General features: G+C 66.6%; 28 protein-coding genes. 9 read left to right on the top strand and 19 right to left on the bottom strand.

What is annotated here, in order from left to right:
- Positions 1–160: 160 nt before the first annotated feature.
- From C4U03_RS37825 to C4U03_RS37865, 9 genes are all read right to left on the bottom strand, one after another.
- Complete coding sequence (locus C4U03_RS37825; RefSeq protein ID WP_235018374.1) at positions 161–973, bottom strand: GNAT family N-acetyltransferase; 813 nt, start codon at positions 971–973, stop codon at positions 161–163.
- A gap of 246 nt (positions 974–1,219) precedes the next feature.
- Positions 1,220–2,443: a tyrosine-type recombinase/integrase gene (locus tag C4U03_RS37830; protein ID WP_103944616.1), complete on the bottom strand. Its 1,224-nt coding sequence runs from the start codon at positions 2,441–2,443 to the stop codon at positions 1,220–1,222.
- Between the two features lie 297 nt (positions 2,444–2,740).
- Positions 2,741–2,965: a DNA-binding protein gene (locus tag C4U03_RS37835; protein WP_103944617.1), complete on the bottom strand. Its 225-nt coding sequence runs from the start codon at positions 2,963–2,965 to the stop codon at positions 2,741–2,743.
- Positions 2,962–4,395, bottom strand: coding sequence for a replication initiator (locus tag C4U03_RS37840; RefSeq protein WP_146087680.1), 1,434 nt, complete (start codon positions 4,393–4,395; stop codon positions 2,962–2,964). The genes C4U03_RS37835 and C4U03_RS37840 overlap by 4 nt, the downstream gene beginning before the upstream one ends.
- Before the next feature lie 68 nt (positions 4,396–4,463).
- Positions 4,464–4,697 (bottom strand): hypothetical protein, encoded by a 234-nt coding sequence (locus C4U03_RS37845; protein ID WP_103944619.1) that lies wholly within the window; start codon positions 4,695–4,697, stop codon positions 4,464–4,466.
- A gap of 81 nt (positions 4,698–4,778) precedes the next feature.
- Positions 4,779–6,146 (bottom strand): FtsK/SpoIIIE domain-containing protein, encoded by a 1,368-nt coding sequence (locus C4U03_RS37850; RefSeq protein ID WP_200827747.1) that lies wholly within the window; start codon positions 6,144–6,146, stop codon positions 4,779–4,781.
- A gap of 65 nt (positions 6,147–6,211) precedes the next feature.
- Complete coding sequence (locus C4U03_RS37855; protein WP_103944620.1) at positions 6,212–6,712, bottom strand: hypothetical protein; 501 nt, start codon at positions 6,710–6,712, stop codon at positions 6,212–6,214.
- A gap of 13 nt (positions 6,713–6,725) precedes the next feature.
- Positions 6,726–7,076, bottom strand: a complete 351-nt coding sequence (locus C4U03_RS37860; RefSeq protein WP_103944621.1) for a hypothetical protein — start codon at positions 7,074–7,076, stop codon at positions 6,726–6,728.
- Positions 7,077–7,403: 327 nt separating this feature from the next.
- Positions 7,404–7,619: a hypothetical protein gene (locus C4U03_RS37865; RefSeq protein WP_103944622.1), complete on the bottom strand. Its 216-nt coding sequence runs from the start codon at positions 7,617–7,619 to the stop codon at positions 7,404–7,406.
- A gap of 154 nt (positions 7,620–7,773) precedes the next feature.
- On the opposite strand from C4U03_RS37865, the gene C4U03_RS37870 reads away from it, so the two are divergent.
- Both C4U03_RS37870 and C4U03_RS37875 read left to right on the top strand, forming a co-directional pair.
- Complete coding sequence (locus C4U03_RS37870; protein ID WP_103944623.1) at positions 7,774–8,517, top strand: helix-turn-helix domain-containing protein; 744 nt, start codon at positions 7,774–7,776, stop codon at positions 8,515–8,517.
- The gene (locus tag C4U03_RS37875) at positions 8,517–8,993 is read left to right on the top strand and encodes an NUDIX hydrolase (RefSeq protein ID WP_103944624.1); all 477 of its coding nucleotides are present in this window, start codon (positions 8,517–8,519) and stop codon (positions 8,991–8,993) included. The genes C4U03_RS37870 and C4U03_RS37875 overlap by 1 nt, the downstream gene beginning before the upstream one ends.
- 4 nt (positions 8,994–8,997) lie before the next feature.
- Here the strand turns inward: C4U03_RS37875 and C4U03_RS37880 are convergent, their stop codons facing one another.
- From C4U03_RS37880 to C4U03_RS37900, 5 genes are all read right to left on the bottom strand, one after another.
- On the bottom strand, positions 8,998–9,555 hold the full coding sequence (locus tag C4U03_RS37880) for an HD domain-containing protein (RefSeq protein WP_235018375.1): 558 nt from the start codon (positions 9,553–9,555) through the stop codon (positions 8,998–9,000).
- Between the two features lie 119 nt (positions 9,556–9,674).
- The gene (locus C4U03_RS37885) at positions 9,675–9,863 is read right to left on the bottom strand and encodes a hypothetical protein (protein WP_103944625.1); all 189 of its coding nucleotides are present in this window, start codon (positions 9,861–9,863) and stop codon (positions 9,675–9,677) included.
- A gap of 119 nt (positions 9,864–9,982) precedes the next feature.
- Positions 9,983–10,186 carry a hypothetical protein gene (locus tag C4U03_RS37890; RefSeq protein WP_146087681.1) on the bottom strand — a complete coding sequence of 68 codons (204 nt, stop codon included), beginning with the start codon at positions 10,184–10,186 and terminating at the stop codon, positions 9,983–9,985.
- 11 nt (positions 10,187–10,197) lie between these two features.
- On the bottom strand, positions 10,198–10,683 hold the full coding sequence (locus tag C4U03_RS37895; RefSeq protein WP_103944627.1) for a hypothetical protein: 486 nt from the start codon (positions 10,681–10,683) through the stop codon (positions 10,198–10,200).
- A complete protein-coding gene (locus tag C4U03_RS37900) occupies positions 10,680–11,129 on the bottom strand; it encodes a hypothetical protein (RefSeq protein ID WP_146087682.1) in 450 nt (149 codons plus the stop codon). Before C4U03_RS37900 ends, C4U03_RS37895 begins: the two co-directional genes overlap by 4 nt.
- 208 nt (positions 11,130–11,337) lie before the next feature.
- Between C4U03_RS37900 and C4U03_RS37905 the strand changes: the two genes are divergently transcribed.
- Complete coding sequence (locus C4U03_RS37905; protein ID WP_103944629.1) at positions 11,338–12,069, top strand: XRE family transcriptional regulator; 732 nt, start codon at positions 11,338–11,340, stop codon at positions 12,067–12,069.
- 202 nt (positions 12,070–12,271) lie between these two features.
- On the opposite strand, the gene C4U03_RS37910 is transcribed toward C4U03_RS37905, so the two are convergent.
- The 4 genes from C4U03_RS37910 to C4U03_RS37925 form a co-directional block, all read right to left on the bottom strand.
- On the bottom strand, positions 12,272–13,102 hold the full coding sequence (locus tag C4U03_RS37910) for a DUF4145 domain-containing protein (RefSeq protein WP_103944630.1): 831 nt from the start codon (positions 13,100–13,102) through the stop codon (positions 12,272–12,274).
- A gap of 765 nt (positions 13,103–13,867) precedes the next feature.
- On the bottom strand, positions 13,868–14,848 hold the full coding sequence (locus tag C4U03_RS40220) for a hypothetical protein (RefSeq protein ID WP_146087683.1): 981 nt from the start codon (positions 14,846–14,848) through the stop codon (positions 13,868–13,870).
- Between the two features lie 1,971 nt (positions 14,849–16,819).
- Positions 16,820–17,959 carry an alanine racemase gene (locus C4U03_RS37920; RefSeq protein ID WP_103944632.1) on the bottom strand — a complete coding sequence of 380 codons (1,140 nt, stop codon included), beginning with the start codon at positions 17,957–17,959 and terminating at the stop codon, positions 16,820–16,822.
- Between the two features lie 58 nt (positions 17,960–18,017).
- On the bottom strand, positions 18,018–18,935 hold the full coding sequence (locus tag C4U03_RS37925; RefSeq protein WP_103944633.1) for a hypothetical protein: 918 nt from the start codon (positions 18,933–18,935) through the stop codon (positions 18,018–18,020).
- 477 nt (positions 18,936–19,412) lie between these two features.
- On the opposite strand from C4U03_RS37925, the gene C4U03_RS37930 reads away from it, so the two are divergent.
- From C4U03_RS37930 to C4U03_RS37940, 3 genes are read left to right on the top strand one after another with little or no spacing between them, the layout of a single operon-like run.
- Complete coding sequence (locus tag C4U03_RS37930; protein WP_200827748.1) at positions 19,413–19,775, top strand: YbaB/EbfC family nucleoid-associated protein; 363 nt, start codon at positions 19,413–19,415, stop codon at positions 19,773–19,775.
- Positions 19,776–19,818: 43 nt separating this feature from the next.
- On the top strand, positions 19,819–20,418 hold the full coding sequence (gene recR, locus C4U03_RS37935) for a recombination mediator RecR (protein WP_103944634.1): 600 nt from the start codon (positions 19,819–19,821) through the stop codon (positions 20,416–20,418).
- On the top strand, positions 20,411–20,971 hold the full coding sequence (locus tag C4U03_RS37940; RefSeq protein WP_103944635.1) for a DUF5063 domain-containing protein: 561 nt from the start codon (positions 20,411–20,413) through the stop codon (positions 20,969–20,971). Before recR ends, C4U03_RS37940 begins: the two co-directional genes overlap by 8 nt.
- Positions 20,972–21,041: 70 nt before the next feature.
- On the opposite strand, the gene C4U03_RS37945 is transcribed toward C4U03_RS37940, so the two are convergent.
- Complete coding sequence (locus C4U03_RS37945; protein ID WP_103944636.1) at positions 21,042–21,416, bottom strand: YybH family protein; 375 nt, start codon at positions 21,414–21,416, stop codon at positions 21,042–21,044.
- A gap of 99 nt (positions 21,417–21,515) precedes the next feature.
- On the opposite strand from C4U03_RS37945, the gene C4U03_RS37950 reads away from it, so the two are divergent.
- The 3 genes from C4U03_RS37950 (at position 21,516) to C4U03_RS37960 (ending at position 23,666) form a co-directional block, all read left to right on the top strand.
- Positions 21,516–22,400 carry a LysR family transcriptional regulator gene (locus tag C4U03_RS37950; RefSeq protein WP_103944637.1) on the top strand — a complete coding sequence of 295 codons (885 nt, stop codon included), beginning with the start codon at positions 21,516–21,518 and terminating at the stop codon, positions 22,398–22,400.
- A 219-nt stretch (positions 22,401–22,619) separates the two neighbouring features.
- Positions 22,620–23,192 (top strand): hypothetical protein, encoded by a 573-nt coding sequence (locus tag C4U03_RS37955; RefSeq protein ID WP_103944638.1) that lies wholly within the window; start codon positions 22,620–22,622, stop codon positions 23,190–23,192.
- A 195-nt stretch (positions 23,193–23,387) separates the two neighbouring features.
- Positions 23,388–23,666, top strand: coding sequence for a hypothetical protein (locus tag C4U03_RS37960; protein WP_103944639.1), 279 nt, complete (start codon positions 23,388–23,390; stop codon positions 23,664–23,666).
- Positions 23,667–23,957: the final 291 nt, after the last annotated feature.

Raw genomic sequence — 23,957 nt, forward strand, 5'->3', positions numbered from 1 at the left:
AGCGCTCCGGGTCCGAGGGAGGTTCCGGGGACGCGCGCTGACACGGCCACCTGCGTGTCATCGCCCCGTCACCGGGATGGACAGAAACGCCCTGGGCTCGACCTCAACCAGCGGAGCCCGGAAATGCCGACGCCTTGCACCAAGCGGTTGAGGCAGCCGCTCAGGACGTGATGGCGTATTCGGTGAATCGGCCGCAGGCAGCGAATCCCAGACTCCGGTAGAGGGGTTCCCCTTCGGGGGACGCCTGCAGGACCACGATGGGGTGGCCCTCGTCGTGGGCCAGATGCAGGGCGGCCAGGGTGATGGCGGTGCCGTGACCGCGGCGGCGGTCGGTGGCCAGGGTCGAGACGTTATAGATCCCGGCGACGCCCGCATGGAGGAAGACTTCGGCGGTGCAGACGGGACGTTCGCCGATGTAGCCGACGAGGTAACGGGCGGGGCAGCCGGGGGCCAGGGCCAGCTCGGCGGCATCGGCGTAGAACCGGCGCACGGTGGCGGCGGGCGGGTCCCAGTTCGCGGCGAGGACCGCGGCATAGTCGGCGAGCTGGGCGGGTGTGGTGACCCGGCGGATGACCAGGCCGGTGTCCTGCGGCCGGGGCAGGGTCCCCTCGGTCAGGTCCCGCCACATGCCGTTCTCGTCACCGGCCTCGGGGAGTCCCGCGGCGGCCAGAAGCGCACCGAGGTCCGCAGGCGTGGAGGCGGGCCCCACCCACCAGGAGAAGGGCCTGCCGGTGGCGGCCAGGCGTTCGACGGTCTCGGCAACCCGCGCCGGGGCGGTGTCGGGGGCGAACCGTGCCGCCGCGACCATGTTGAAGGTGTCGTCGCCGGTGCCGCTGTCGGCGATCAGCAGATCGTCCGTCGCGATGACGGTGGCGCCCGCCATGTGCCGGTGCAGATGGCAGGAGTGCTCGGCCAGGTTCTGTTCCAGCCTGGCCTGCAACTCGGATGCCTCGACCATGGATCCCGCGCTCACGCGCCCATCGAACCATGCCCAGCCCCGCCGCCACATCTGGATTTCGGGGCAGGTCACGCCGCCGTGGGACGCGACCGCCGGTGCCGTCACCACGATGAGCGGAAAGCCCAGATCAGTCAGAGATCTAGGTAGTGAAAGTCAGGTGATGACGCGGGAAAGCGTGTATCGCCGCAGGTCACAGCATTGAGCGTGACCGGTTCGCCGGTATCGCGTCATCATGATGTCATCGCTCCGCGTTTGTGCTGGTCAGAGCTTTGCAGGGACGACTGCGGCCCTGTCGTCCGGGTCACCGTCAGCGGCGAAGGCGTCATCTATGGCGGACCGGGTCCGGTCGTCCTCTTCGGGGTACAGGTGCCCGTACGTGTCCGCAGTGATCATGATCGAGCTGTGGCCCATTCGATCCCGCAGCGCCGGCAACGAGGTCCCGGCCGCGATCTGGAGAGAGGCGTACGTGTGCCGCAGCGCGTGGAACACCACGGTCTCAGGTATGCCCGCCCGAGCCCGAGCGAGGTAGAACGCCTCTCGCAGTCCGTAGCTCGTGAGCGGCCCGCCCTTGGGCCGGGTGAAGAGGAGTTCGGCATCACGCACGGTCGATCCGTCCACGTGCGAGACGTCTTGCGCCACCGGGGGGAAGCTCTCGCGGTGTTCCCGCAGCGCCGCTACGACCGTCTCAGGGATCGGTACGGCCCGCCTGGAGTACCGGGTCTTGGGAGGAGCGAGGCGACATCCCTTCTCGGTCATCTGCCGATCGACCTTGAGCATGCCTGTTTCCAGGTCGACCCGATCCCAGGTCAGCCCGCAGACCTCCGAGATGCGCAGTCCGGTGCCGACCGACAGCAGAACGGCCACCGCGTACCGCTGCGGCATCGACGCGGCGAGCGCCCGCACTTGCGACACGGTGAGCACCTGGACCTCATTGTCAGGCACCTCCGGAAGGGTGATGCGCACGCACGGCGAGGAGGGGATTCGCCCGTCGATCGCATGCGCGCTGCGGAACATCGAGGCAAGCGCCATGTAGATGTTCCGTACCGTACGGGGTGAGAGGCCCTTACCGACCAGCCCGTTGACGAAGTCCTGCACCTCAGCCCGGGTCACGGCCCGGAGTCGACGGCCCCCCAGCGCCGGGACGATGTGCAGGCGCACGTACTGGTCATAGTTCTTGTACGTGCTGGGCCGCTTGACCTCTGCGGTTTTCAGCCACTCAGCCGCGTAGCCGGCCACCGACACCGCACCCGCCTTTACGTCGATGATCACCCCCTCGTTTCGCCGCGAACGGGTCTTGTCCCGGAACGCCTTAGCTTCCTTGAGCGTCCCGAACGTCTCCGAGGACTGTTTTCCGTTCGCGTCCCGGTACGGCACCTTCCAGGAGTACACATCCTTGCCCAGCCGCTTGGATTCCCGCTTGTTGAGGACCTTACGGACACCGTCACGCATCTCCCCTGCACGCCATTCTTGAGCAGCCACGATCACCCACCTTCCTGTTGACGCCTGTTGACACAACAATATGCCGATTCGCCCGCAAAAATGAGAGCATGAGGCTCCCGACAATGGCCACAATAGGCAGATTCATCCTCGGCGAAAATGTTGACGGCCAAGCGGGCGGCCCACCCACCCACCCGGGCCGGTTGCGGACGTACGACCAGCTCACGGCCTGCCTATGGTTGATCCAGGCGCCAAGCCCTTGGAGCCGCAAAGCGGCGCACACTTCTTGATGCGTCACTGCATACGGGGCCTACGCATCGCGTCGCAGGCCCCGCAGACATCAAGCTATTTCTCGAACCGATATCGCTGCCGGAGAACGGCCCTTATTTCTTCGGGGTCGAACCGTACCGCTTGCCCCATCCGGTAGTAGGGGAACAGCTCTCGATAGTTCTCGTACACCCATGACGTGGGCTTCTTGAGGAATCCCGACAGGTCTTCGACCGTCCATAGCTCGTCGGGACCCGACGCGCCCCGAAGTTTCTGCGTTGCCGTTCCGGGCGTCCGCGTCATCGGCCGCCGTCCTCTTGGTGGCCGGCGGTCTCGCGGGCATGTTCGCGTGCCTCCCGGTGCTCACGCGCCAGCGTCGCGGCCAGCTCGACATCCCCGGGGCGGAGGTATCCGAGCCCGACCATGCGCCAGTCTCCGACCATGACGGTCGTGTCGTTGCGGTGGCTCCACGGGTCTGCCGCCGCGCCTCCCCCGGTCCGGGTCCGCCAGTTGCGGCGGGCGATCCGAAGCGCGGTCAGGGTGGTGGAGTAGCGGCGTGACTTGGTGGCGAAGTGGCCGGCGAACCCCAGGGTGTGTGCGTGCCTGGCCAGCCGCAGGTCAGCGCATTCGGGCCGCTGGTCCAGCAGGAAGCAGGTCGAGGCGAGGAGGGACACATGCGGAGACAGGCCCCGCCGTCGCAGCCTCGCCAGATCCGACGCCTCGAAGCGGGTCACCGGTAGATGCGGAAGGATGTCCCCGGCGGTCTTGGTGGCGTACTTGGCCACGTAGGCCGCAGCCCGTTCCGGCGCGTTCACGGTGGTGATATCGAGCTGCTTACCCCACACCGCCGTACGCCTGTGGTGATCGACGGCGGGCAGCGGTAGCGACATGCGTGCCGCCGCATCCCGGATCGCCTCTTCCAACAGGCCCACGTCGGCCCATGAAGGAGGAGGCACGATCGCCGCCGGATCATCAGCATTGATGCCGTCGAGCCGTATCACCGCGTGCAGGTGAATCGCCGCCCGTCGCTGCCATTCGGTCACCTTGACGTAGGAGACCCGCAGCCGCCGCCGGACCGTCCGCACGCCCATCGGTCGCCCGGTCCTCCGGGAGGCGAGCCGGGCAAGCTCTTGGTACAGGTAGATGACGGTACGCCGCCATAGTTCCGGCATCACCGCGTGCCACAGCACATGGCCCGGGTAGTCGTAGCACTCGTAACACAGCGGTGTGCCGACGTGCGGATCATCAGGGCCGTGGGCATCCGGGCACCACAGGCGCGTCCCATGCGGGCACGTCGGCCGTGCGCGGCGCAGTCGGCACCTCCGCCCCTCCGGCGTGATGCGGTGCACCGGCCCGAAGGACGGCGCGGTGAACGTCGCGAACACCGCCGGATGGTCGGCCACCGAGGCGGGTACGGCCGTACCGTCCTGCTCCCGTAGAGCTTCGTCGGTCGGCCGCCGGCCCCGCAGCCCAGCGGCGACCAGGTGCCAGGTGTCGGCCCGGTAGATCCGCGAGCAGGCCAGGCACACCGCCGCGCGCCGGTCCTTACAGGCCACGAGCAGACTGCCGTCAGGTTCCTCCGCGCTTGAGTACGTGGCCCGGATCTCTCCGGTTGCGGTATCGACCGCGAAGGCGCGTCCGTAGATGCGGACCGGCCGCACGCAGTGCCCGGCGTGCTCGACCTGACGCGCCCACTTCTGCCAGGCGTGGGGGTCCGCGACACGGGCGATCATGTCGGCCACCACCGGGGACATCACCGGTACGGGTGACGTCCCCGATGCGACCGAGGTTGCCGAGGGCCTCACCTGGTCGGCCTCCCGTAGATGAAGTTCCACAGTGCGAAGGCCAGTTCCTCATGGTCGCCGCCGTTCGGATCGATCGTCGGGTAACCGCGTGCGGCCAACACGTCGGCCACCTCGGTCAGCAGTCCGTCAGTGAACCGGTAGTCGATCCGGTCCCCTCGTCTCACCGGGTACGCCCGGTCCGGGGTGGTCCCCTGGTGCCCGTTCGTGGGCTGTGATGCGTCTTGCGTCATAGGCAGGTCTCCTTTCTCATCGGCTTGCGTGCAGGTGGGGGTCGGTTCTCTGGGTGGCGGTAGAACACCGCCCACAGGGATTCACGCGGCGCGCTGGTCGCCCTCATCGGTCTCCCGATGGCCGTAGTGGTCTCGCAGGGCCTTGCCGCGCGCCGCGATGGCGCGGATCTGCTCATCGGTGAGGTAGCAGGACTTCACCCGCCGAGGGGTGTCGCCCTCGGCCAGCAGCAGCCCGACGCCGGGGGTCCGGGTGTCGATGGTGGCCGCGCTGACGCCCGCGGTCGCCCAGCCCGCGCCCAAGATCGTGTCGGACGCGTCCTTGGTGGTGCACCGCATCGCCCACCGGTAGGCCAGCAGATCCCGCAGGCTGGAGGGCACCACGTCCGTGGACGGCTTCTGTGTGGCCGCCGCCAGGATGATCCCGGCGGCACGGCCCCGCGCGGCGAGGTCGATCGCCAGGTCATTGAACGCCTGACGCTTCTTGCGGTCGGAATGAGCCGTGAAGAACCGGAGTTCGTCCACCGGCACCAGGTACAGCGGCCCATCGGCAGGAGTGACGTTGCGTCGCCCCGCCGCCTCCAGTGCCTCATACCGCCGATCCATGATCGCTTGTAGGTCCGTCGCGGCGGCGATGGCCTCATCGATGTCGTTCGCCACCACCCGATCCAGGACCGGACGCCACAACGCCAGTTCCAGCCGTTTGGCGTCCAGGCCCCATATCCGGACGGTGGGATCCAGTGCGGCGCAGGCGATCAGTACCGACAGAGCCGAGGACTTGCCCGCTCCCGGTTCACCGCCGAGCAGCAGGTTCCGGCCGGGCAGGGTGACCGTGACATGCCGGCCCAGTTCATCAATGCCGATCGGGACGGGGTTCCACAGGTCGAGCCGATGCGCGTCCGCCCACGGCCACCCGATGACCCCGCTCACCGTCTGGGCGCTGTCCGGCAGGAACGGGTCACGGCGGATCACTTCCACCTCCGCCAGGTGCGCGCGGTCCACATCACGGGTGACCCGCACCTCGCGGACCTGCAAGCACACCGCGACCCGTTCGGCCTCACTCGCGAGATCCTCAACGGTGCCGCCCTTGGGGATGCGCACCCGCATGTGTTCGCCCGCCGGAACGGCTCGTATCTTCACGATCCGGGGAATCCGGTCGTTGACCGTCGCCAGCCCCGCGAACCGGCAGGCAGCGTCCCAGCCGCGCCGGAGCCGGCCCCGCCACAGCATCAGCCCGAGCGTTCGCCGCAGCACGGGCACGGCCAGGCAGACCGCGACCACGCCGACGATGATGCCCACTGCCGCCCCGAGCCCGTACCGGATCCAGGCCCAGCCGCCCAGCGCAGCGAGCACCAGCGCGCAGGCGATCTCCCGCCGCCACAGCCACGCGGGACGCAGCACGTACACCGTGAACCGAGCGGCCGGTGAGTACTCCGCCCGGATCGGCAGCATCGGCCTCTGCACCGCCGGAGGAACACCGACCGGACGGCCTTTCGTCTGGGGTCCGCCAACGTTCATCAGCGTTCACCCCGCTGCGTGCCGCCGTCCGAGGCAGCCCCGGCGAGGAACTCCGCACGGCGTTCGGCGAGAAGTTGCCACACCGACGCGGGGATCAGTGCGTGGAACGCATTCGCCAGGGCGGCATCCTCGTCTGATCCGACCACCGGCAACACGCGCTGACCGGACCGCCCGAACGCGGTCATGCGCAGCCAGCGGTAACCGCCGTCGCTGGACGCGGGACGGTCGTCACCCCGGGAGAGCACACCGGCCGACAGCGCCATCCTCGCCACCGCTTGCCGCCGCACGGCATCGACGGGAACCCGCCACGCCCACGGGGTCAGGGCCGCGTGATCGATGACGTACATCAGCCGTACGCCGTCGACCACGCTGAGGCTGATCGCATACGACGCCCGCCACGGCACCGGAACCGCCCCGTCGTCGCCGCCCAGCGTCGCGCTGAAGTCGCCGGGGATCTCGGCCAGGCCGATGGACGGGTCTTTCTTCTCTCCTGTCGTCATCGGTGCCCCCGGTTCAGGCCGGAGCCTTGCCGGTAGACGCCGAACGCGGCCCGCCCTGGGACGGTGCCGGCGCCAACGGCAGGACCGCGTCGGCCGTCCACCAACTCATGTCGCTGGCACCGCTGGACTTGTTCAGCACCAGTCCGGCCACCTGGACCGGCTGTCCCTGGGCCAGGCCCGGGTCACCGGCCAGCCGCACCCGTACCGGAGCCGAGTCCTTGCCGTCCATCGCCAGCAGGGAGACCACGAACACCGGAGCACCCTCCGGAGTGGTCTTCGGCTGCTTGGTCTTGAAGTCGCGCGCCTGCTGCGGCGCGTCCGCCACTACGAACGTGAGCCGTGTCGAGTCGATCGGGAACCTCAAAACACCACCTCCTTGTCCTGCGGGCACAGCCCGCTTGGCCGTTGCGAACGTTGAGAACTGATCGGGCAGAGAGGACCGCACAGCCCCGCGCGGTCGGATCTCTTGAGCAGGGCCGATAGGGGGGCATGACCCTGGTGGCCGTCCTGCCTGTCGAGCTGGGTCGGAACGACGCCGGAGGCGAGGGGGGTTACTGGTCGCCCTTCCGGGACCGGCGGCGAAGCCAGCGGGCGCGGGATCGGCACTTGCGGCACCGCTTGTTGCCCCGCTCGACGCGAGCGCCGCACTCGCAGCTACGTCCGGAGATGCTGTCCGGAAGATCGCGCATGCTCACCTCCGGGCCGCGTGACGGGCGGCGGCCGGCTCGGCGGGCTCGTAGACGTGGACGCCCAGGACACGACGCGTCGCGGACCGGGTCCGGGTGCCCGGCGTGCCGCGCAGGCTCATGTGACGCTCCTCCGCGCGGATGCCGGCCAGCAGCATCGCGAACACGCCCAGCGCGCCACCGGCCAGGAAGACCGCCAGCAGAACGATTGCGTTGAACATCGAAGATCACTCCCTCGGGGATGCGTGAGTGGACCTGACGCAATCGAGAGTGCGACTCGGCGCATGGACGGGATCACTGCGCGGCTGGACGTGTTCGGGACGTCCTCACTAAAGTGAAGGCGTCCTGAGACGTCCTGATGAACCGGTCGGGTGCATGCCGAACGAACGACTCCGCGCGGCTTTGCTGGAGCGAGGGTTGACCGTGGCCGCGCTTGCCGAGGCGATCGGCGTCGATCAAAAGACGGTCGAACGGTGGATGACCACGGGACGCACCCCCTACCGGCGGCACCGTTTCGCGGTGGCCTCACATCTGGGGATCGATGAGACTTACCTGTGGCCCGATGCGCTCTCCCGGGAACAGGTGGCCTCCGCGTCAGAGAGCGAGATCATCACCGTCTACCCGCATCGCTGGTCCGTGCCACGTGATGCATGGGGACGGTTGTTCGCGAAGGCGGAACGGGAAATCGGCGTACTGGTCTACGCGGGTTTGTTCCTGTCCGAGGACGCCGGAGTGCAGAGGATCTTCGCGGAGAAGGCCCGCGCCGGCGTACGGGTGCGAATCCTGCTGGGCGACCCCGGCAGCCCGCAGGTCACCGAGCGCGGCGCAGACGAAGGTGTCGGCGACGCCATGGCGGCGAAGATCCACAATGCGATGGTGTTGTACCGGCCGTTGCGCGCCATCGACGGCGTAGAGTTCCGGCTGCACCGCACCGTGCTCTACAACTCGATCTACCGGGCTGATGACGAGCTGCTCGTCAACACCCACGTCTACGGCGTCACCGCACCTCACGCCCCGGTATGGCACCTGCGCAAAGTCGCCGGCGGTGACATCACGAACACCTATCTCGACAGCTTTGAACGGGTCTGGGAAGGTGCTACACCGCTACCGGGAGAGTGATGGCCCGCAGGATCGACTACTACAACGACCCGAACGCGCCCAAGGCCAACAGCCTCGTTCCCTCCGTCAATGTCGTCGTCACCAACGACGCCGGGGAAATCCTGATGATCCGGCGTACCGACAATGACAATTGGGCGCTTCCTGGTGGTGCCATCGATCTCGGCGAATCTCTCCCGCAGGCGGCCGTACGAGAGACCAAGGAAGAGACCGGCATCGACTGCGAGGTAACCGGTCTGGTCGGCATCTACACCGACCCCCAGCACGTCATCCGCTACACCAGCAACGAAGAGGTTCGCCAGGAGTTCTCCATCGTGCTCACGGCCCGCCGCATCGGTGGCGAGCCGACGACGAGCAACGAATCCCGCGAGGTCTGCTGGATCGCCGCAGCGGAGGCGATGAACCGCCAGATGGACCGCTCGATGCGCCTGCGCATCGGCCACTATCTAGAGAACCGAGATCAGCCGATCATCGGCTGAGCGTTCAGACCACGGCCACCGGCAACTGTCCGGCGATGTTGTGCACGGCCCCGAGAAGCCGGGGGGACGCCGCCTCGATGGCGCGGCTGACCAGGTGACCGGGGCCGTAGCGGGCATGGATCTCGGCAAGCCGCCGCTCAACGGTCAGATGCGTACCGTCCGGACCGGTGGTCATGTCGCAGTAGATCAGCGCTTCCGTCAGCGCCTTGGGGCCAGGCGGGAACTCACCCGCCAGTTCCCCGGCAAGACCACGCTCGGTCGCTTCGATGATGGCGCAGGAGTGATGCGCGACCAGACGGCACAGGACGTCTTGCGCGCCCAGGACGTCACGCAGGTAACGAGCGCCGTCGAGCGGATGGAACCCGGTGACCACCAGCGCCGGGGCGTACCCGATGTCATGCAGCCACGCCGCGGCCTCAAGCAGGTCGGCGTCATCGCCCATGATCGGGGCGAGGCTGCGAGCCTGCGCGGCCACCCCCTGTGTGTGCGCCCAGCGGCGCGGAAGCGGGGTTTCGAGGATGCTACGGGCGGTCTCACTCGCCCAACCAGTCATGTCGCTCATGCCTGTGACGTTACGAGCGCTACGGGAGACGTCCACGGACGGCAACGGGTCATCTAGGGACGTCTTCCAGCAAGCCGTCCCGGCTGGACCAGGTACATGCACGGGGCCACCGCCGACGATCAACGCAGGAGGCGGCGCGCTGCCTCCTGCTCACCGCCGTGCGGGACGTACACCTGACGACGTGCCCCGTTGGGAAAGCATCCCTGCCACCAATCCTCGCCCAGTTCGTAGAACGTGGCGACGGGTGTCCCGTCCTGGGTGGCGATCCAGATGCCGTCCGGCTCCCGCGTCAGGGTGATCTGCCGCATCGGTCCTCTATCTCTCAAGCGGGTGTACCGATGCCGTCTCCTCCCCACGGCATCGGTACACCCGCGTCTGGGAGGGTCGGCGGCCCAGGGCAGGGGCTTACCAGGCCGCCGCCCGGTTCCTATCCGCCGTTCGATCCACGCAGCGGAATGACGGGGCACGGCTCGGCGTAGATCTCCGCCAGCCGTTCATCGAGTTGCCCCGGCGACTCGGCCCGGGTGAGGCCGACGCAGGTGTGTCCCACCCACATACCGCACGACATCGGGATGATGAGCGCTTGGGGGTAGCGGATCCTCAGCACGGCCATCGCAGACGCGTCTTCCACGCTGTACACGGCTACTCACCGCCCCCGCGAGTCTTGGGCAGCAGGGCTTGCAGCCGTTGCCGGATCACGGTCGGGTCGTCCAGGTCGGGATACCAGGAGGCCCACCCCAGCGTGAGCAACTCGTGCCGAACGGCGTCGCGCTCGTGCTCGTTGCCGTGGCCGTCAAGAACAGCCATCACCGCCACCCACAGTTCCCGGGACAGTTCGACCTGCCGGTCAGACAGGGGCAAACGGTCGCGCCACGACTCGCGCGGCTCGTTGTCGGGCCACAGGCTGAACGCCTCCTGTAGGGCTTCCTCGACGTAACCGGCCGCGTTGTCCAGTCCGAGCATGTAACCGATGTGCCCTTCGGGGACCGGCCCGCCGAGATGCGTCTCAATGTGCTTACGCATGCCGGTGAGCTTGTCGTCGAGGAGGATGTTCAGCGCCTGGACGAGCGTCCCGTGTTCGCGGTCCGCGCGGCGGCGAATCTCGGCGAGCACCTCGTCACGGTTCATGCCGTCCTCGCCATCAGCCCCAGTCCGACCATGGTCCGCCGGAACCGGCCAGGTATACGGGCCTCGTGACGACCACGACCGGTCCGAGTGGGAGGCGCGGTGGTGCGGGACGCCACGGGGCGTGGGGGCATCGACCGCAGCACCGCGCCAGCCTGGTTCCCGCCCGGCGTGCGGCGCTGGGTCGGACGCGCGGGTGCCGGGCGGGAAGTCTGGAGGAACTGCTTGTAGTGCTCACCGAGCTGGTGCGCCAAGCCGGCAGCGGTCGGCGCGTAGATGAGGCCGGCCGCGCCGGTCGGGGCGGCCATCCACAGCTCGGCCTTCTTGCCGTACCAGACGACGGCATCGGGGTACTGCGCGCGGATCTCGGCGGCCTGCCGCCGCCGCGTCTGCTCCGTGGTGGGCACGGGGATCGGCCATGCGGGCGGGGGCTCTAGGGTTCTGTTCAAGTCAGGACTCACCTCCTGGCCAGACCCCGGGGAGCGGTGCGGCAACACCGTCCGGGGTCGCTTTGTGTGGGGGGAACGGCGAGTGCGGAAGCCGTTCGCCACGCAACCGAGCCTCCCGTCAGCGGCGGGACCTCTCTACCGGCACTTAGGGACGTCTAGGGACGTCTTCTGTTAGCGTCGTTCATGGCCTTGTCTCCCGGGAGGGTCCATGAACGACACCTTGCGCCGAGCGCTCACCGACGCAGGACTCAGCGAAGCCGACATAGCCACCCGGCTCGACGTCGATCCCAAGACCGTCCAACGCTGGATCGCCGGCCGAGTCCCCTACCCGCGCTACCGGTCCGAGCTGGCCCGTCTCCTTGAGACTGAGGAGGCAGACCTATGGCCCAGGCTGAAGACGAGCCGCCCCAGGGTCGAACAGCCCGGAACCGAGATCATCGCCACCTACCCGCACCGCTCGGCCGTCCCCCGCCAGGCGTGGCAACACCTCTTCCAGTCCGCCGACCACGAGATCGGCATCCTGGTCTACGCGGGCCTGTTCCTCGCCGAGGACCTCGGCCTCCTGCGCGTCATCGCCGACAAGGCCCGCGAAGGCGTCACCGTACGCATCCTTCTCGGCAACCCCGACGGCCCCCGCATCGCCGACCGAGGAGCCGACGAGGGACTAGGCGACGCCATGGCCGCCAAGATCCGCAACGCCCTCGTGTTCTACCGTCCTCTGTGCGAGATCGACGGCATCGCCATACGCCAGCACGACACGACCCTGTACACCTCGATCTACCGCGCCGACGACGAACTCATGATCAACCCACACGTCTACGGCGTACCCGCCGCCCAGGCCCCCGTCATCCACCTCCACAAGGCCAGCACCAGCGACATGGCCAGCACCTACCTGGACAGCTTCGAACGCGTCTGGGCAACATCTGAACCGATCGACTGACCTCCGAGCCGTACGGCGTCCGCCCCAACTGGCATGACGGGGCCAGGACGTTTGAGGACTTTCCCTACATACATCAAGGAGTGCTGCTACACGCCGCCAGCAGCAGCCCTCCTTGGCGCGCCAGGAACACAGTCCTTCCCATCAGCTTCTGCTGCATCGGTATCGCGTAACCGCCTTAGCAATATCCAACTTCATTGCAACCTCAATATGAATGATATTCACCATGTGGGCAATATGGCGAATCACAGAGATTAGCGTGATATTCGGCAACTTCTCTATACCGCCAATCACTCCCCTCGCCAGTCTCAAGCCACGCGTCAAGCCCTTCATACCAGAGGTCATGCACGGCATCCCAATCAAATGCGTGTGCAGTAATCGGCAAACTTGCACCTGTACACACGTAGCCAGAATTGCCAAAGATTGCTGGATCGACACCTATAATATTTTTGATTTTATCGACTGACCAGGCCAGTGTGACATCCCCCAGCGATGCACCTTCTTCCTCCCAATCAACGGAACCACTGCGTGCACCTGCCGCAATGGCCTCTTCGATGCCAGAGATCAGATATGATCCCCGACTACGCGCCCGAAGCAGGGGATCTTCTCCACCAAACCAGTACCGTTCAGCCCCTACATAACCTTGCTGACCCGTAGGGTTCCTGCGGAGCTTTAGCGCCTCAGCTGCCAGCTCGGTGAATGGTTCAGAACTATATCCCGCCTCTACGTCATAAATCGCATTGAGCAGCGCAAGCGCATCATAGACATCGGCCTTAGTGATCTCGGCATGACCGAAATGTGCGTGATCGTTCCCCAGAAAGCGAATTTGATGCGCCCAGGCTGCGAGGCGGGGATGCGCATGGAACCTATTATCGATGGCAGCTTTTAGGCTCATGTCCTTTGTGCTATAACCACCGGTGGCACAGATCGCCTCTATGATCTTGCGCATCGATAGGGCAGCTTCACCATACAACTCATATTTCAAGCAGCGGAGCGTCCTACGCCGCTCATCCATGATGTCTGGGGAATCGACCATGTCTGCAATATAAGCGCCAGCACCGCCATGGCGCACGCACGTTTCAACGATACCTATCGTAGCCGTGCAGGCTAGTATCGACAGGACTGAGCATTACGCGAGGTCAGCGCGTCGCCACTTCAAGCTATCGGTTGCAGAGCGCTCGCCCTCTACAACCGCCGGCGCTCCCGACGACGATTTAGCTAGCTGCCGATCACTTACCCCACCGTGGTGCGGAGTCAAGGAGGGGAGGCCGTAGAACCTGTAGTGCTAGCCAGCGATCTAGTGATAAGATAGCCAGCAGTCTGGTGGGCTTCGCTGCCGCTGGACACCTGTTCAAGCTTCTCTTCTCACCGGTTGGCACTCGACTCCCGAGCGCGGCGTGTTGGGCCGCTAAACGGTGATCAGCTTCCTCTCCTCTGTAGGGAGGAAGGTGGAGTTCCAGCTTCTTTCGGAGCTGGAACAGGAGGGAAGGTAGTGGACAGCTCACAACTGAAGAGGTTGTACGCCCTGATCGCTGTGCTCCTCGGTGTGATCATAGCAATAGTGGCGGGAATTCTCAAGTCACTCGACGGAAGCACTCTAGCTGCCGCCTTCCTTTACGCGGGAGGCGCATTCGTTACGGCCGTAACCGTGACGTTGGCGCTGATGTCCGTGATGGGCTTGTTTGATCCCCCCCGGGGCTGACTACGGAAGGCTCTGGTTCGAACTTGTCATCAACCGGAGCCTTTCGTGCTCCGGGAACACTAGAGCCAACTTCGCAAAGCTGTTCTCGCTTCCATTTACTTACTGACCATCCGTGCTGTTCAGGATAGCAACTAGCAAGACAGCTATTTGTTGTGCTGGGCTTACCTCACCTTGAGCAACTCTTATAGCTTCATCGTAGAAGGCCTCCAGTTTACTTTCCGTGAGAAGTTCTCCCCGGATCGCCCCCGCATCACGCAACGCAATCGATAGAACAGCACAAGCTTCGCCAGGCCTGTTTCCTCTTAGGAGGTTCCGAGCCTCAAACATCGAATAGTAGAGTTCCTGTGTGTGCTGAACATCTTTTCGCGCCTCCGCCAGGAGTGCTGAATCCTGCGATGCCAAATGGTGTACTTCTGATTCTGGTGCAAGTGCTTCCGTCAAGCTCCGTATAGCGGATATGAGGCCATGTGCATGGAGAAATATTTCCCAAAAGCCAAAATCGTTGGGGAACAAGCGATCCCTTGCAAGGCCCTTGCCAGGTAGCAAACCTACGCGATGCGGACTTAGATGCAGAGACATACTATGTGCACGATAGTCCCTGGATTCTGCGTTCTCGCCAAAATTTCCAATACCAGCAGTTTTCAAGCGTTCACGAACCTTGACAGGGCTGAAATATTTCTTCAGTGTCTTCTGATCAGCATCTAGCCAGTTTGTAATGTTGGCGGGGTCGAGAGCGAAATCCCTCAGAAGGTACTCGATCTCTAGAACATCTCTCATGGCGTCGAAGGCGACGCTACTATAACCCGATATAGTCGCTTCTAGTGCAGTTTCAAAGTCCGCCGCACTACGCCTTAGCAGAAAAGCAAGCCCCTTAAATGAAGGATGGTCGATAAATGCTATTATCAGATCGTCAAGTCGAATTAGTAGATCATTTATTCCGCTAAGTCTAATATCGCTTACGAGCCCAGCAGCTCTCTTTTCTCTGCGTCGTTGCGCTTCGCGAAGGGGCGCTGCAAGACGAGGCACTCGGCCCTCTAGGTCCACAAGGGTTTGATCGTAAGACTTCTTTTCGTGGGACACCTAGAAATCACACTCGTTCTTGTCTTCGACCTGCATCCATAGATTCACATGACCATCCAATGTTACAGCTGGCATCGATGCACTGAGCTCCGCCCGCACAGAACGCCATGTTTTAGTTTCATCTTCTGTCTGTCCACGCACCGACTGCACTGGGATGCCGGCGTATGGGGGAAGGCTCATGTACTGTCATGGGCTCATACTTTCAGGGCTCCACAGCCGTTGCATCCACTTCGGTCTAAGTCGTGGGTTCAAGTGGTTACGGAGGTCACTGTGCTCTGGATCGGCTTGTCTCCTGACCATGCGGGTGCGGGTGGCGATAAAGCTGACGGCAACATCGACTACTGTCGCAACCGTGGCACACCCGGTTGCCCTGCACGCCTGGCGGACGACATGGTCGGAGTGAGGGATCGTTACTGCTGGTGAGCAGAAGGCCAGGGTCCCATGACGGGTGGCATCCACGGTGGTACTGTGGGCTCCGTACGCCTCGCCTCTGATTATGGTACATCTGTGTATTGTAGATTTACTAACGGCGGGTCTGGACAACACTGGACGAGGATGGACCCGCAGGGGCTATACAGCAGGGGCTGAACTGGGTAGCGGGGACGGACGTGGATGGGAACGGCCACCGTTATTCCTGTTGCGGACCAAATGGGAAAACTACGGCCGTGACGACCGCTACGGCAGCTGGGTACTGCTTGAGCTGGAGTGACCAGAAACTCCCAGTAATTTCAGGCCACGACTGTGCTTGTGTAGATCTGTAGTACCCCGATAGCTCGGCGGCAGATCGGGCCTGCGGGCGGCACTCCGCGCCGTCCTCGGCCCGTCGCCGTCGAGCTTCGATTCGTTCTCCCAAAGCATCTTGGCTCAGCCTCACTCTGAGGTCAGGGTGCCAGCACCAGCCATCACGCCCACCAGGAGCCGGACCGTCATCAACTTGATCACTGGCCGCCTCACCGCGTGCACACCCTGGAGTCCTCAGCGAGGCGCGGCTTGAGCTGTGTTCACTGAGCGCTGCGATGTACCCGCCCACCCACCCGGGCAGTCCGCACCTGATGTTGGACACGGACCATCCCGGAAGTCATCGTCCAACTGGAACCACCCGGAAGAACTGGGAGAAGACTCACCGTCGCGCTCAGGGAAGCTCTGTAAGCATGATCAGGGTCGCATCACCAAGCTTGCCGCTGAGCGACTTGATCAACTTTACCGCACCGGAAAGGCCCTGTCGGTTTCACCAGTGATGACGAGTGCGACTTGTACCTGCATGCGGGACGCAGAGGGGGATGTTTGCCAGATCGCTGGGTTCGAACGTTGATCTCTAAAAACGTGGTGATCGTCGTTCTTGACGATTGACGGAGAGTCCGTTGTAAGGACGGCCGGAGGGGAACTCGTACCCGCGACGCCGTCGATCGTGCCCTTACTCTCGCAGCGAATGATCTGTCGACTGACCTCGTGGCAGCCGTACAGCCTGCCACTCAGCTCCGCCGCAATCAGCCAACAGCCCAAAACGCCAGTCGAGCACTGCGATCGCAATGCTGGAACGTCCGTCGCTCCGGGGCGGGCCTCCGGTTGCCGGATCCCGCCTTGGCCAAGGAATCCTGAGCGGGCCGCCCATCGGACTGAGCCGGGCAGCCCCAAGGGAGCCCGTTCGCCCAGGCAGGCTAGCGGCCCGCTCCCCTTAACCAAGGCCGGATCCGTCCACCTCCGTCCCGCCCCTCCGAAGTTGCCCCGCCTACAGGACGGCCAGTCCTCACGGGTCAACCGTGTCAACATCTCGTTCGGAGCGGGCAACGATCTTGTTGACACGTGTTGACGCGGCCGATTCCGTGTCAACACCCTGTCATCAGGATGGGCAGGAATGCCCCGGAGCGCACCGGATCCGACCCCAACCGACAGACCCCAGAAATGCCGACTGACCTGGGCGAACAGCACCGCACCGGAGTGGACCGGAACGGGCTGGAAGGCCCAGGTCAGTCACGTAGAGAGATAGTGGAAGCTCGGTTTCGGGTGCATGAGGAAATCGTGGTGGGAGATGTTCCAGGCGTAGGCGCCGGCCATGGAGAAGGCCACCACGTCTCCTACGGCGATTCTGTCCACCGGTATTTCGCGGGCGAAGACGTCCTTGGGAGTGCAGAGCTGTCCTACCAGCGTGACCCTTGCCGAGGTCGCTGAAGGCCCCTGCTCGCCTTGGGGGATGACGGTGAAGGGCTGGTCGTGGTTCTTGGTCGCCGGGGTGCGGAGGTGGTGGGTGCCGCCGCTCAGGACGGCGTACCACTGGCCGTGGGCCTTCTTCACGTCCAGCACCCGCGTCACGTACCAGCCTGCGTAGACGGTCACCGCACGTCCCGGCTCGATCCGCAGCGTCTGTCCGGGGTGTGCCAGGGAGGCGATCTCTCGTCCGTACCTCGCCCAGTCGAAGCGGCTTTGCGGGTCGGTGTAGTCGACGGCCATGCCGCCGCCCAGGTTGAACTCGGGCGCCTGCGTGCATCCGGCCTTGTCCAGCCAGGGGCGGGCCCACTCCAGGATCTCGGCCGACTGCCGCAGCATCGCGTCGGCGTCCAGGCCCGACGCCAGATGGGCGTGGACGCCCCGCAGCCTCAGCCAGGGGGCGGCCGCGAGGATCTCGTGGCACGCCTCGATCGCCTCGGGGTCCATGCCGAACGGCCCGGACATGGCCAGCGCCACGCCCCGACGGTCTCCCGCCAGGTTCACCCGCAGCAGCACGTCCGCCTCGTGGCCGAGGCAGGCCAGCCGTGCCAGCTCGTACGGGCTCTCCACATGGATGCGCTCGGCCTCCCGAACGGCCAGGGCCAGCTCGGCGTCCGTCTTGCCCGGCCCTCCGAACGCCAGCCGCGCCTGGGGCAGCACCCTCCGGACGTGCTCCAGCTCGCCCCCGGAGGCCACCTCGATGCCGTCCACATACGGCGCCACCGTCGCCAGGATCCGCGCGTCCGGGTTGGCCTTGGCCGCGTAGAACAGTTCCGGCCCGCTGGCCAGCGCCTCCCGGATCCCCGCCACATGCTCGCGCAGCGCGTCCAGGTCGTACACGAAGGCGGGCAACCCGCCGTCCACGGCCAGCTCCCCGGCCCGCCGCCGCACAGCCTCACTCAGCACGGCCCAAGTCTTGCGGAACGACTCCCTGCCCGCCGCAGACCCCCGGCCGGCCGCCGGGCTAATGGAGGTCGCAGGACAGTGCGCCGACCGTGCACTCGACCCTCGCGCCGTAGGCGGAGGAGGACAGGACCTTGCCGGGGTTGCGGAACGGCCGTCCTCGGGGTGTGCCGTCGGAGCGGACGACGACGGTCTCCCGCGCGGTCCCGGCCACGGTCTCGATGACCAGTTCCCAGTCGATGTCGGACGAACTGCTGGTCGCCAGGACCTCGAACACGATCGGCTCGTCCTGTTCGAGCGAGACGAACTTGCGGTCGAAGTAGGGCCGGGTGGCCCGGCCGCCCTGGTCGACGGCGTACAGCCGGAGATCGTCGGAGTCGAGGGTGATCGTGCCGGCCTCGACATCCTCCGAGCCCCCGCTGGGCCCGACGACCAGCGTTCCCGATACCGGCTCGCGGCGGGCCAGGACGCGGGCGCTGATCTGGATGATCTGGAGCGGGATGTGGCGGCGGCCCACCAGCGTCATCTTGAAACGCGTCTGGGAGGTGTCGCAGGAGTCGGTGAGGCAGATGCTGCCCGAGCGCATGCCCCCGTGCGTCCTGGCGAACCGGTCCAGCAGTGCCACCGACGGGCGCAGGCGGTCGAGTTCGGAGAGTTCGGCGGCCGGCAGGGGCCGGTCGTACCGCCAGAGCACGTCCACGTCGTCGTTCCACGACTCGGCGAGGGACACCCGCAGCGGCGGCTCCTCGGCCAGGCGCTGATCCTTGGCCTGCTCGTTCCGGCTCTCCTGCATGGGGCCCATGTAGTAGGCGCCGAAGAACGTGGCCACGGCGAGCAGCAGCGGAAAGAGGATCGCCCCGATGATGAAGGCCGCCTTCCCCTCCCCGCCTCCGCGCCCGCCCCGGGGGCGTCCGTGCGGAGGACGGGTCGGCGGCGGCCTTCGGGGACGCCCCTCCCGGACCGCTCTGGGCGCGCCCATCGGTGCGTGGTGCCGCCCCGTCCGGCCACCCGCCCCCCGCGGGTGCCGGGGGCTGCGACCAGGCGGTGGCGACTCCGGCATCGTCACAGCGTCCGATGATCCGGTATCCAAGAACCACTATCCACAAAGCGATATTGAACAGACCTTTCCCCACCTTGGCCGACTGTTGCTTTTATGGACACTCACTCATTGATAGTGAAGCCAGAAAATACCAGTGTTGAGGGGTTTTGCACTGTCTGATATCCCTATGCCAGATGTGGACCCGGCCGCGTCCGGTCGGTCGCCGCGCTCCGGACCGACCACGGTCGCGGCGGCCCGGGAACGTCCGGGAACACGTGTGTCAGATCGCCGTCGCGGGGTAAGCGCTGCCCGGCGACGCGTACCGCATCGGAGCGGGAGGCCGTAACCTCGGTGGGACGACAGACGTCCAGCGGTCGGGGGCAGGCCCCGTTGCGGGCTGGAAGGAACGGAGAAGCCGTGGAACCCGGTGGTCAGCTCAACATCCAGCAACTGCTGGAGCAGGCGCAGCGGATGCAGGAGCACCTCGTCGCCGCGCAGCAGGAGCTCGCCGATACGGAGGTGACCGGCACCGCCGGCGGCGGGCTCGTTACCGCTACGGTCAACGGCCAGGGCGAGGTGACCGGCCTGGTCATCGACCCCAAGGCCATCGACGTCGACGACCCGGCCGACACCGCCGAGACGGTCGCCGACCTGGTGCTGGCCGCGATCCGCGACGCGGGTCGGGCCGCCGCCGAGCTGCAGCAGCAGAAGATGGGCCCGCTCGCCCAGGGGTTCGGCGGGGGCGGTTTCCCGGGGCTGCCCGGTATGCCCGGCATGTAGCCCGGACCGCGCCGCCGACCGACACAGCCAAGGGGAGGGACCGTTGTACGAAGGGGTCGTCCAGAACCTCATCGACGAGTTGGGCAGGCTGCCCGGCGTCGGCCCCAAGAGCGCGCAGCGGATCGCCTTCCACCTGCTGGCCGCCGACCCGGCCGACGTGGAGCGGCTGACCAAGGCGCTGCGGGAGGTCAAGGACAAGGTCCGGTTCTGCCGCACCTGCGGGAACGTGGCCGAGGAGGACGAGTGCCGGATCTGCCGGGACCCGCGCCGCGACCCGGCGGTGATCTGCGTGGTGGAGGAGTCCAAGGACGTCGTCGCCATCGAGAAGACCCGCGAGTTCCGCGGCCGGTACCACGTGCTCGGTGGGGCGATCAGCCCCATCGAGGGCGTCGGCCCCGAGGACCTGCGGATCCGCGAGTTGATGCAGCGGCTGGCGGACGGCACGGTCACCGAGCTGATCCTGGCCACCGATCCCAACCTGGAGGGCGAGGCCACCGCCACCTACCTCGCCCGCCTGGTCAAGCCGATGCACCTCAAGGTCACCCGCCTGGCCAGCGGCCTGCCGGTGGGCGGTGACCTGGAGTACGCCGACGAGGTCACCCTGGGACGCGCGTTCGAAGGACGGAGACTCCTCGATGTCTGACATTCCCCCCCGCAGCAACAGCCCCGAAGAGTGGGAGACGCTCGCCGAACGGGTCACCCTGCACGTCCGCAACTACCTCAGCGGACTGGAGGCGGTGGCGCGCGGTGAGGCCGCCACGCACACCCTGCCGGTGCTGTTGCTGGAGGTCTCGCAGGTCATCCTGGCCGGGGCGCAGCTGGGCGCCAGCGCCGACGTGATCCCGCCTGACAACTGGGAGCCCGAGCTCGGCCCTGACCCCGACCTGGACGAGGTCCGCCAGGGCCTCGCGCAGCGGCTGGCCCCGGTGGACGAGTACGTCGAGGTCTTCGACCCCTACAACGACCCCGAGCCCACCGCCTACCGCCTGTCGGACGACCTGGTGGACGTGGCCAGCGACCTCGTCCACGGCCTGCGCCACTACGAGAGGGGCCGCCCCCTGGAGGCCCTGTGGTGGTGGCAGTACTCCTACTTCAACCACTGGGGCAACCACGCCGGCGCCGCGCTGCGCGCCCTGTACGCCGTCATCGCCGGCGCCCGCCTCAACGTCGCCGAGGAAGCCGCCGTCGTCCAGTAGCGACGTCGCGGCCGGGCGGGCCGTCGTCGGTGGTGGCCGCTCGTCGGTGGCTGCGTTCCCCGTGGGTGGTTCAGCGGGCGGGCGGGACGAACTCGGGCTGGTCGAGCAGGCGCAGCCAGCTTCCGTCGGGCTGGCGCCTGACGACCTGGGCGCGGGCGCCGGCACCGTCCCCGGGCGGGGTCGAGGTGAGTGCGATGTCACCGCTGACCAGTGTGGGCAGCGGCTCCTCCGGCTCGAAGCGGGGGCGACCGGCCAGTACTTTCTCCCACAGTGCGCGGATCGCCTCCCGGCCGACCGTCTGGCTGCCGGGCGGGTAGGCCAGCACCGCGTCCTCCTCGTAGAGGGCGGCGACCCCGGCCGCGTCACCGGCGTTGGACCGTTCGACGAACAGGCGGGTGATGTCCTCGGGCCGCATGGCCTTGTCGTATGCGTCGTAGTCCGGCATGGCTTCCTCCTGGGAGTCGTGCTTCGGCGCCTCCCAGCCTGGTCACCTACCTGCCAGAAGTCCAACAGATGGTTCTTCTGGAAACTAGAATCTGTAGTCATGGACCTGAGGCAGCTGGAGTACTTCGTCGCGGTCGCCGAGGAGCGGAACTTCACCCGGGCGGCCGAGCGGGTGCACATCAGCCAGTCCGGTGTCAGCGCCCAGATCCGCCGGCTCGAACACGAGCTCGGCGCCGAGCTGTTCGACCGGTCGGCGCGCACCGCCACCCTGACCGTCGCGGGCAAGGCCGCGCTCGAACACGCCCGCGCCGCGCTCGCCGCCGCCGAGGCGGTCGGCCAGGCGGTGAGCGAGGTGACCGACCTGATCCGGGGCCGCCTCACGGTCGGGATGGTCATCGGCTGCACCGTCACGCCGCTGTTCGACGCCCTCGCCGCGTTCCACCGGGCGCATCCCGGGGTGGAGATCTCACTGCTGGAGGACAACTCCGACCGGCTCGTCGAAGGGGTGCGCGCCGGTGCGCTCGACCTGGCCCTCGTCGGGGCCGCCGGCGCCGTCCCCGGGGACCTGGACGCGCTGACGATCATCAGTGAACGGCTCGTCGCGGCCGTCCCGCCCGGCCACCCCCTGGCCGGGCGACGGCAGGTCACGCTGCGCGACCTGGCCGACCACCCGATCGTGTGCATGCCGCCCGGCACCGGCCTGCGCACGGTCTTCGACCAGGCCAGCGCCGCGCAGGGGCTGTGCCCCAGGATCGCCCTGCAGGCCAGCGCCGCGGACGCCATCGCGGACCTGGCCGCACGTGGCCTCGGCGTCGCCATCCTCAGCGCCTCGATGTCCGCCCACTACCGCGACCGCCTCACCGCCGTCCCCATCGCCGACGTCGAGACCCCCGCCCTGCTGACCCTGGTCTGGAAGAGCACCCACAGCCCTGCGGTGCGCGAACTGCTGGTCCACAGCCGCCGTACCTTCGCCGAAGTCTGCTGAAGCCGCTGGCCGGGGCGGACGCCACCTGGTGGGACGAACGGCAGCGCATGGACGGTGACGATCTCGACCGCCTCGCGCCAGTGCTCGCCCGCGTCGCGCAGGGGCCCCCGACCCCCTGATACCGACAGCGGCCGGCACTGCGAACGGCCGTGTTCCGGCAGCCTCTCGTTCCGATTGCGAGAGGTGTCTCTGAGGGCAAGATCGTGGCATGTTGATCTCATGGCGAACTGGCGGGACAAAATCACCGTTGCTCCCCCGTGGGCGTACTTCCTCCTGACGTGCGCCTTCTGCGGGCCGTCGTTCGGTGTGCTGATGTGGCTGCTGATGCCGCAGGCCGATGCCTGGTCCGCGCTTGCCGGAGGTGTCGCCTTCGGCGTGGGCTTTCCCGCGTTCATCACGTCCTCCGTCGTCAGGGAACGTCGCAGGCTCCGGGAGACGGCGGGAGACCTGAGCAGGCAGGATCTCCTCGCACTGGCGCGAGCGGTCCGGGTCGGGGAGCCCCCGGCCGATCCGGCACTGGACCGGCCGCTGCTCGCGATGCTCGAACGCCGGCGAACGCAACTGGAGTCGGCGGCCCGGAGCAACCCTTGGATCTTCGGGGCGCTGGCGGCGGTCGGCCTGCTGCGCGCGTTCACCGAAGGGGAACCGCGCGTGTACGCCGGTACCGCCGTGCTCCTGGTCCTCCTCATCGTGTCCCTGAAGCTCCTGAGCATGCGCAGGACTCGCCTCGAACGGCTCGAACAGCAGATCAGCGCCCGCGAGGAGAGGCCCGCCACGCAGCCAGAGGGATGACCGACCGGTCGGACCCGATGGGCTCCGCGGGCGGTGCCGCCCGCACCGGTCAGTTGTTCGCCGTGCCCTGGCCGTCACCGGACGACATGGAACCGGCAGGGTGCCGTGCCGCTGCCGGCCGGATTCGGGTGCGGGCGCTGACAGGACGTCTGTGATTTGCCAAGATCCATTGGACCGGGGGCGGGAGGAGTACGGATGATCCGGCTGGACGTCGGCCTGCCTCGGTCGAGATGGTTCGCCCTGCTCGGCTGTCTGCTTCCCTGTCTTGTGCTGGCGGAGCTGGTGCTGGCCGCGATCAGCGTCATGTTCATCGGCTGGGAGGCGGGCATGGAGGTTCCGGGCGTCCTCTTCCTTGTGTTCCTGGTCGTCGCCAACTCCATCGTCGCCGTTTCGCTGGCCCGCCACTACGGCAACGCGTTCTGGCTCGACGGCAGGGTCCTCATCCGGCGTTCGGTGACCGGCCGCAGGCATTGAGGTTTTCTCAGCGGAAGTGAACGGGCGTACTGGAAGGAAGCAGGCGCAGGGGACGTTGCGGGGCGTTGTGCTGTTGCCCTCTGGAAGCCGCAAAGCCCCTGGTAGGACAGGTCTCACCACAAGATCTCGTCCGCTGCACCAGAGGCTTTGCGTTGGTTCCCTATGCTGCCATGCTCGATGTCCCCCGTCCGGTCGTCGCCTACGTTGCCCGGCTGCTGGCGGCACATCGCCGCCGGATCGGCACCCCACGCGGCTCGCGGGCGCCGGGCCCGTTCCGGCAGGCCATGTTCA

Origin of the sequence: Thermomonospora echinospora (assembly GCF_900108175.1) — a bacterium.
Lineage (GTDB): Bacteria > Actinomycetota > Actinomycetes > Streptosporangiales > Streptosporangiaceae > Thermomonospora > Thermomonospora echinospora.

Bases quoted from the DNA above. Each gene is read 5' to 3' on its own strand.
- C4U03_RS37835 (WP_103944617.1), bottom strand. From the start codon at position 2,965: ATGACGCGGACGCCCGGAACGGCAACGCAGAAACTTCGGGGCGCGTCG.
- C4U03_RS37840 (WP_146087680.1), bottom strand. From the start codon at position 4,395: ATGATCGCCCGTGTCGCGGACCCCCACGCCTGGCAGAAGTGGGCGCGT.
- C4U03_RS37845 (WP_103944619.1), bottom strand. From the start codon at position 4,697: ATGACGCAAGACGCATCACAGCCCACGAACGGGCACCAGGGGACCACC.
- C4U03_RS37850 (WP_200827747.1), bottom strand. From the start codon at position 6,146: ATGCTGCCGATCCGGGCGGAGTACTCACCGGCCGCTCGGTTCACGGTG.
- C4U03_RS37855 (WP_103944620.1), bottom strand. From the start codon at position 6,712: ATGACGACAGGAGAGAAGAAAGACCCGTCCATCGGCCTGGCCGAGATC.
- C4U03_RS37865 (WP_103944622.1), bottom strand. From the start codon at position 7,619: ATGTTCAACGCAATCGTTCTGCTGGCGGTCTTCCTGGCCGGTGGCGCG.
- C4U03_RS37870 (WP_103944623.1), top strand. From the start codon at position 7,774: ATGCCGAACGAACGACTCCGCGCGGCTTTGCTGGAGCGAGGGTTGACC.
- C4U03_RS37875 (WP_103944624.1), top strand. From the start codon at position 8,517: ATGGCCCGCAGGATCGACTACTACAACGACCCGAACGCGCCCAAGGCC.
- C4U03_RS37880 (WP_235018375.1), bottom strand. From the start codon at position 9,555: ATGAGCGACATGACTGGTTGGGCGAGTGAGACCGCCCGTAGCATCCTC.
- C4U03_RS37885 (WP_103944625.1), bottom strand. From the start codon at position 9,863: ATGCGGCAGATCACCCTGACGCGGGAGCCGGACGGCATCTGGATCGCC.
- C4U03_RS37895 (WP_103944627.1), bottom strand. From the start codon at position 10,683: ATGAACCGTGACGAGGTGCTCGCCGAGATTCGCCGCCGCGCGGACCGC.
- C4U03_RS37905 (WP_103944629.1), top strand. From the start codon at position 11,338: ATGAACGACACCTTGCGCCGAGCGCTCACCGACGCAGGACTCAGCGAA.
- C4U03_RS37910 (WP_103944630.1), bottom strand. From the start codon at position 13,102: ATGGTCGATTCCCCAGACATCATGGATGAGCGGCGTAGGACGCTCCGC.
- C4U03_RS37925 (WP_103944633.1), bottom strand. From the start codon at position 18,935: ATGGGCGCGCCCAGAGCGGTCCGGGAGGGGCGTCCCCGAAGGCCGCCG.
- C4U03_RS37940 (WP_103944635.1), top strand. From the start codon at position 20,411: ATGTCTGACATTCCCCCCCGCAGCAACAGCCCCGAAGAGTGGGAGACG.
- C4U03_RS37945 (WP_103944636.1), bottom strand. From the start codon at position 21,416: ATGCCGGACTACGACGCATACGACAAGGCCATGCGGCCCGAGGACATC.
- C4U03_RS37950 (WP_103944637.1), top strand. From the start codon at position 21,516: ATGGACCTGAGGCAGCTGGAGTACTTCGTCGCGGTCGCCGAGGAGCGG.
- C4U03_RS37955 (WP_103944638.1), top strand. From the start codon at position 22,620: ATGGCGAACTGGCGGGACAAAATCACCGTTGCTCCCCCGTGGGCGTAC.
- C4U03_RS37960 (WP_103944639.1), top strand. From the start codon at position 23,388: ATGATCCGGCTGGACGTCGGCCTGCCTCGGTCGAGATGGTTCGCCCTG.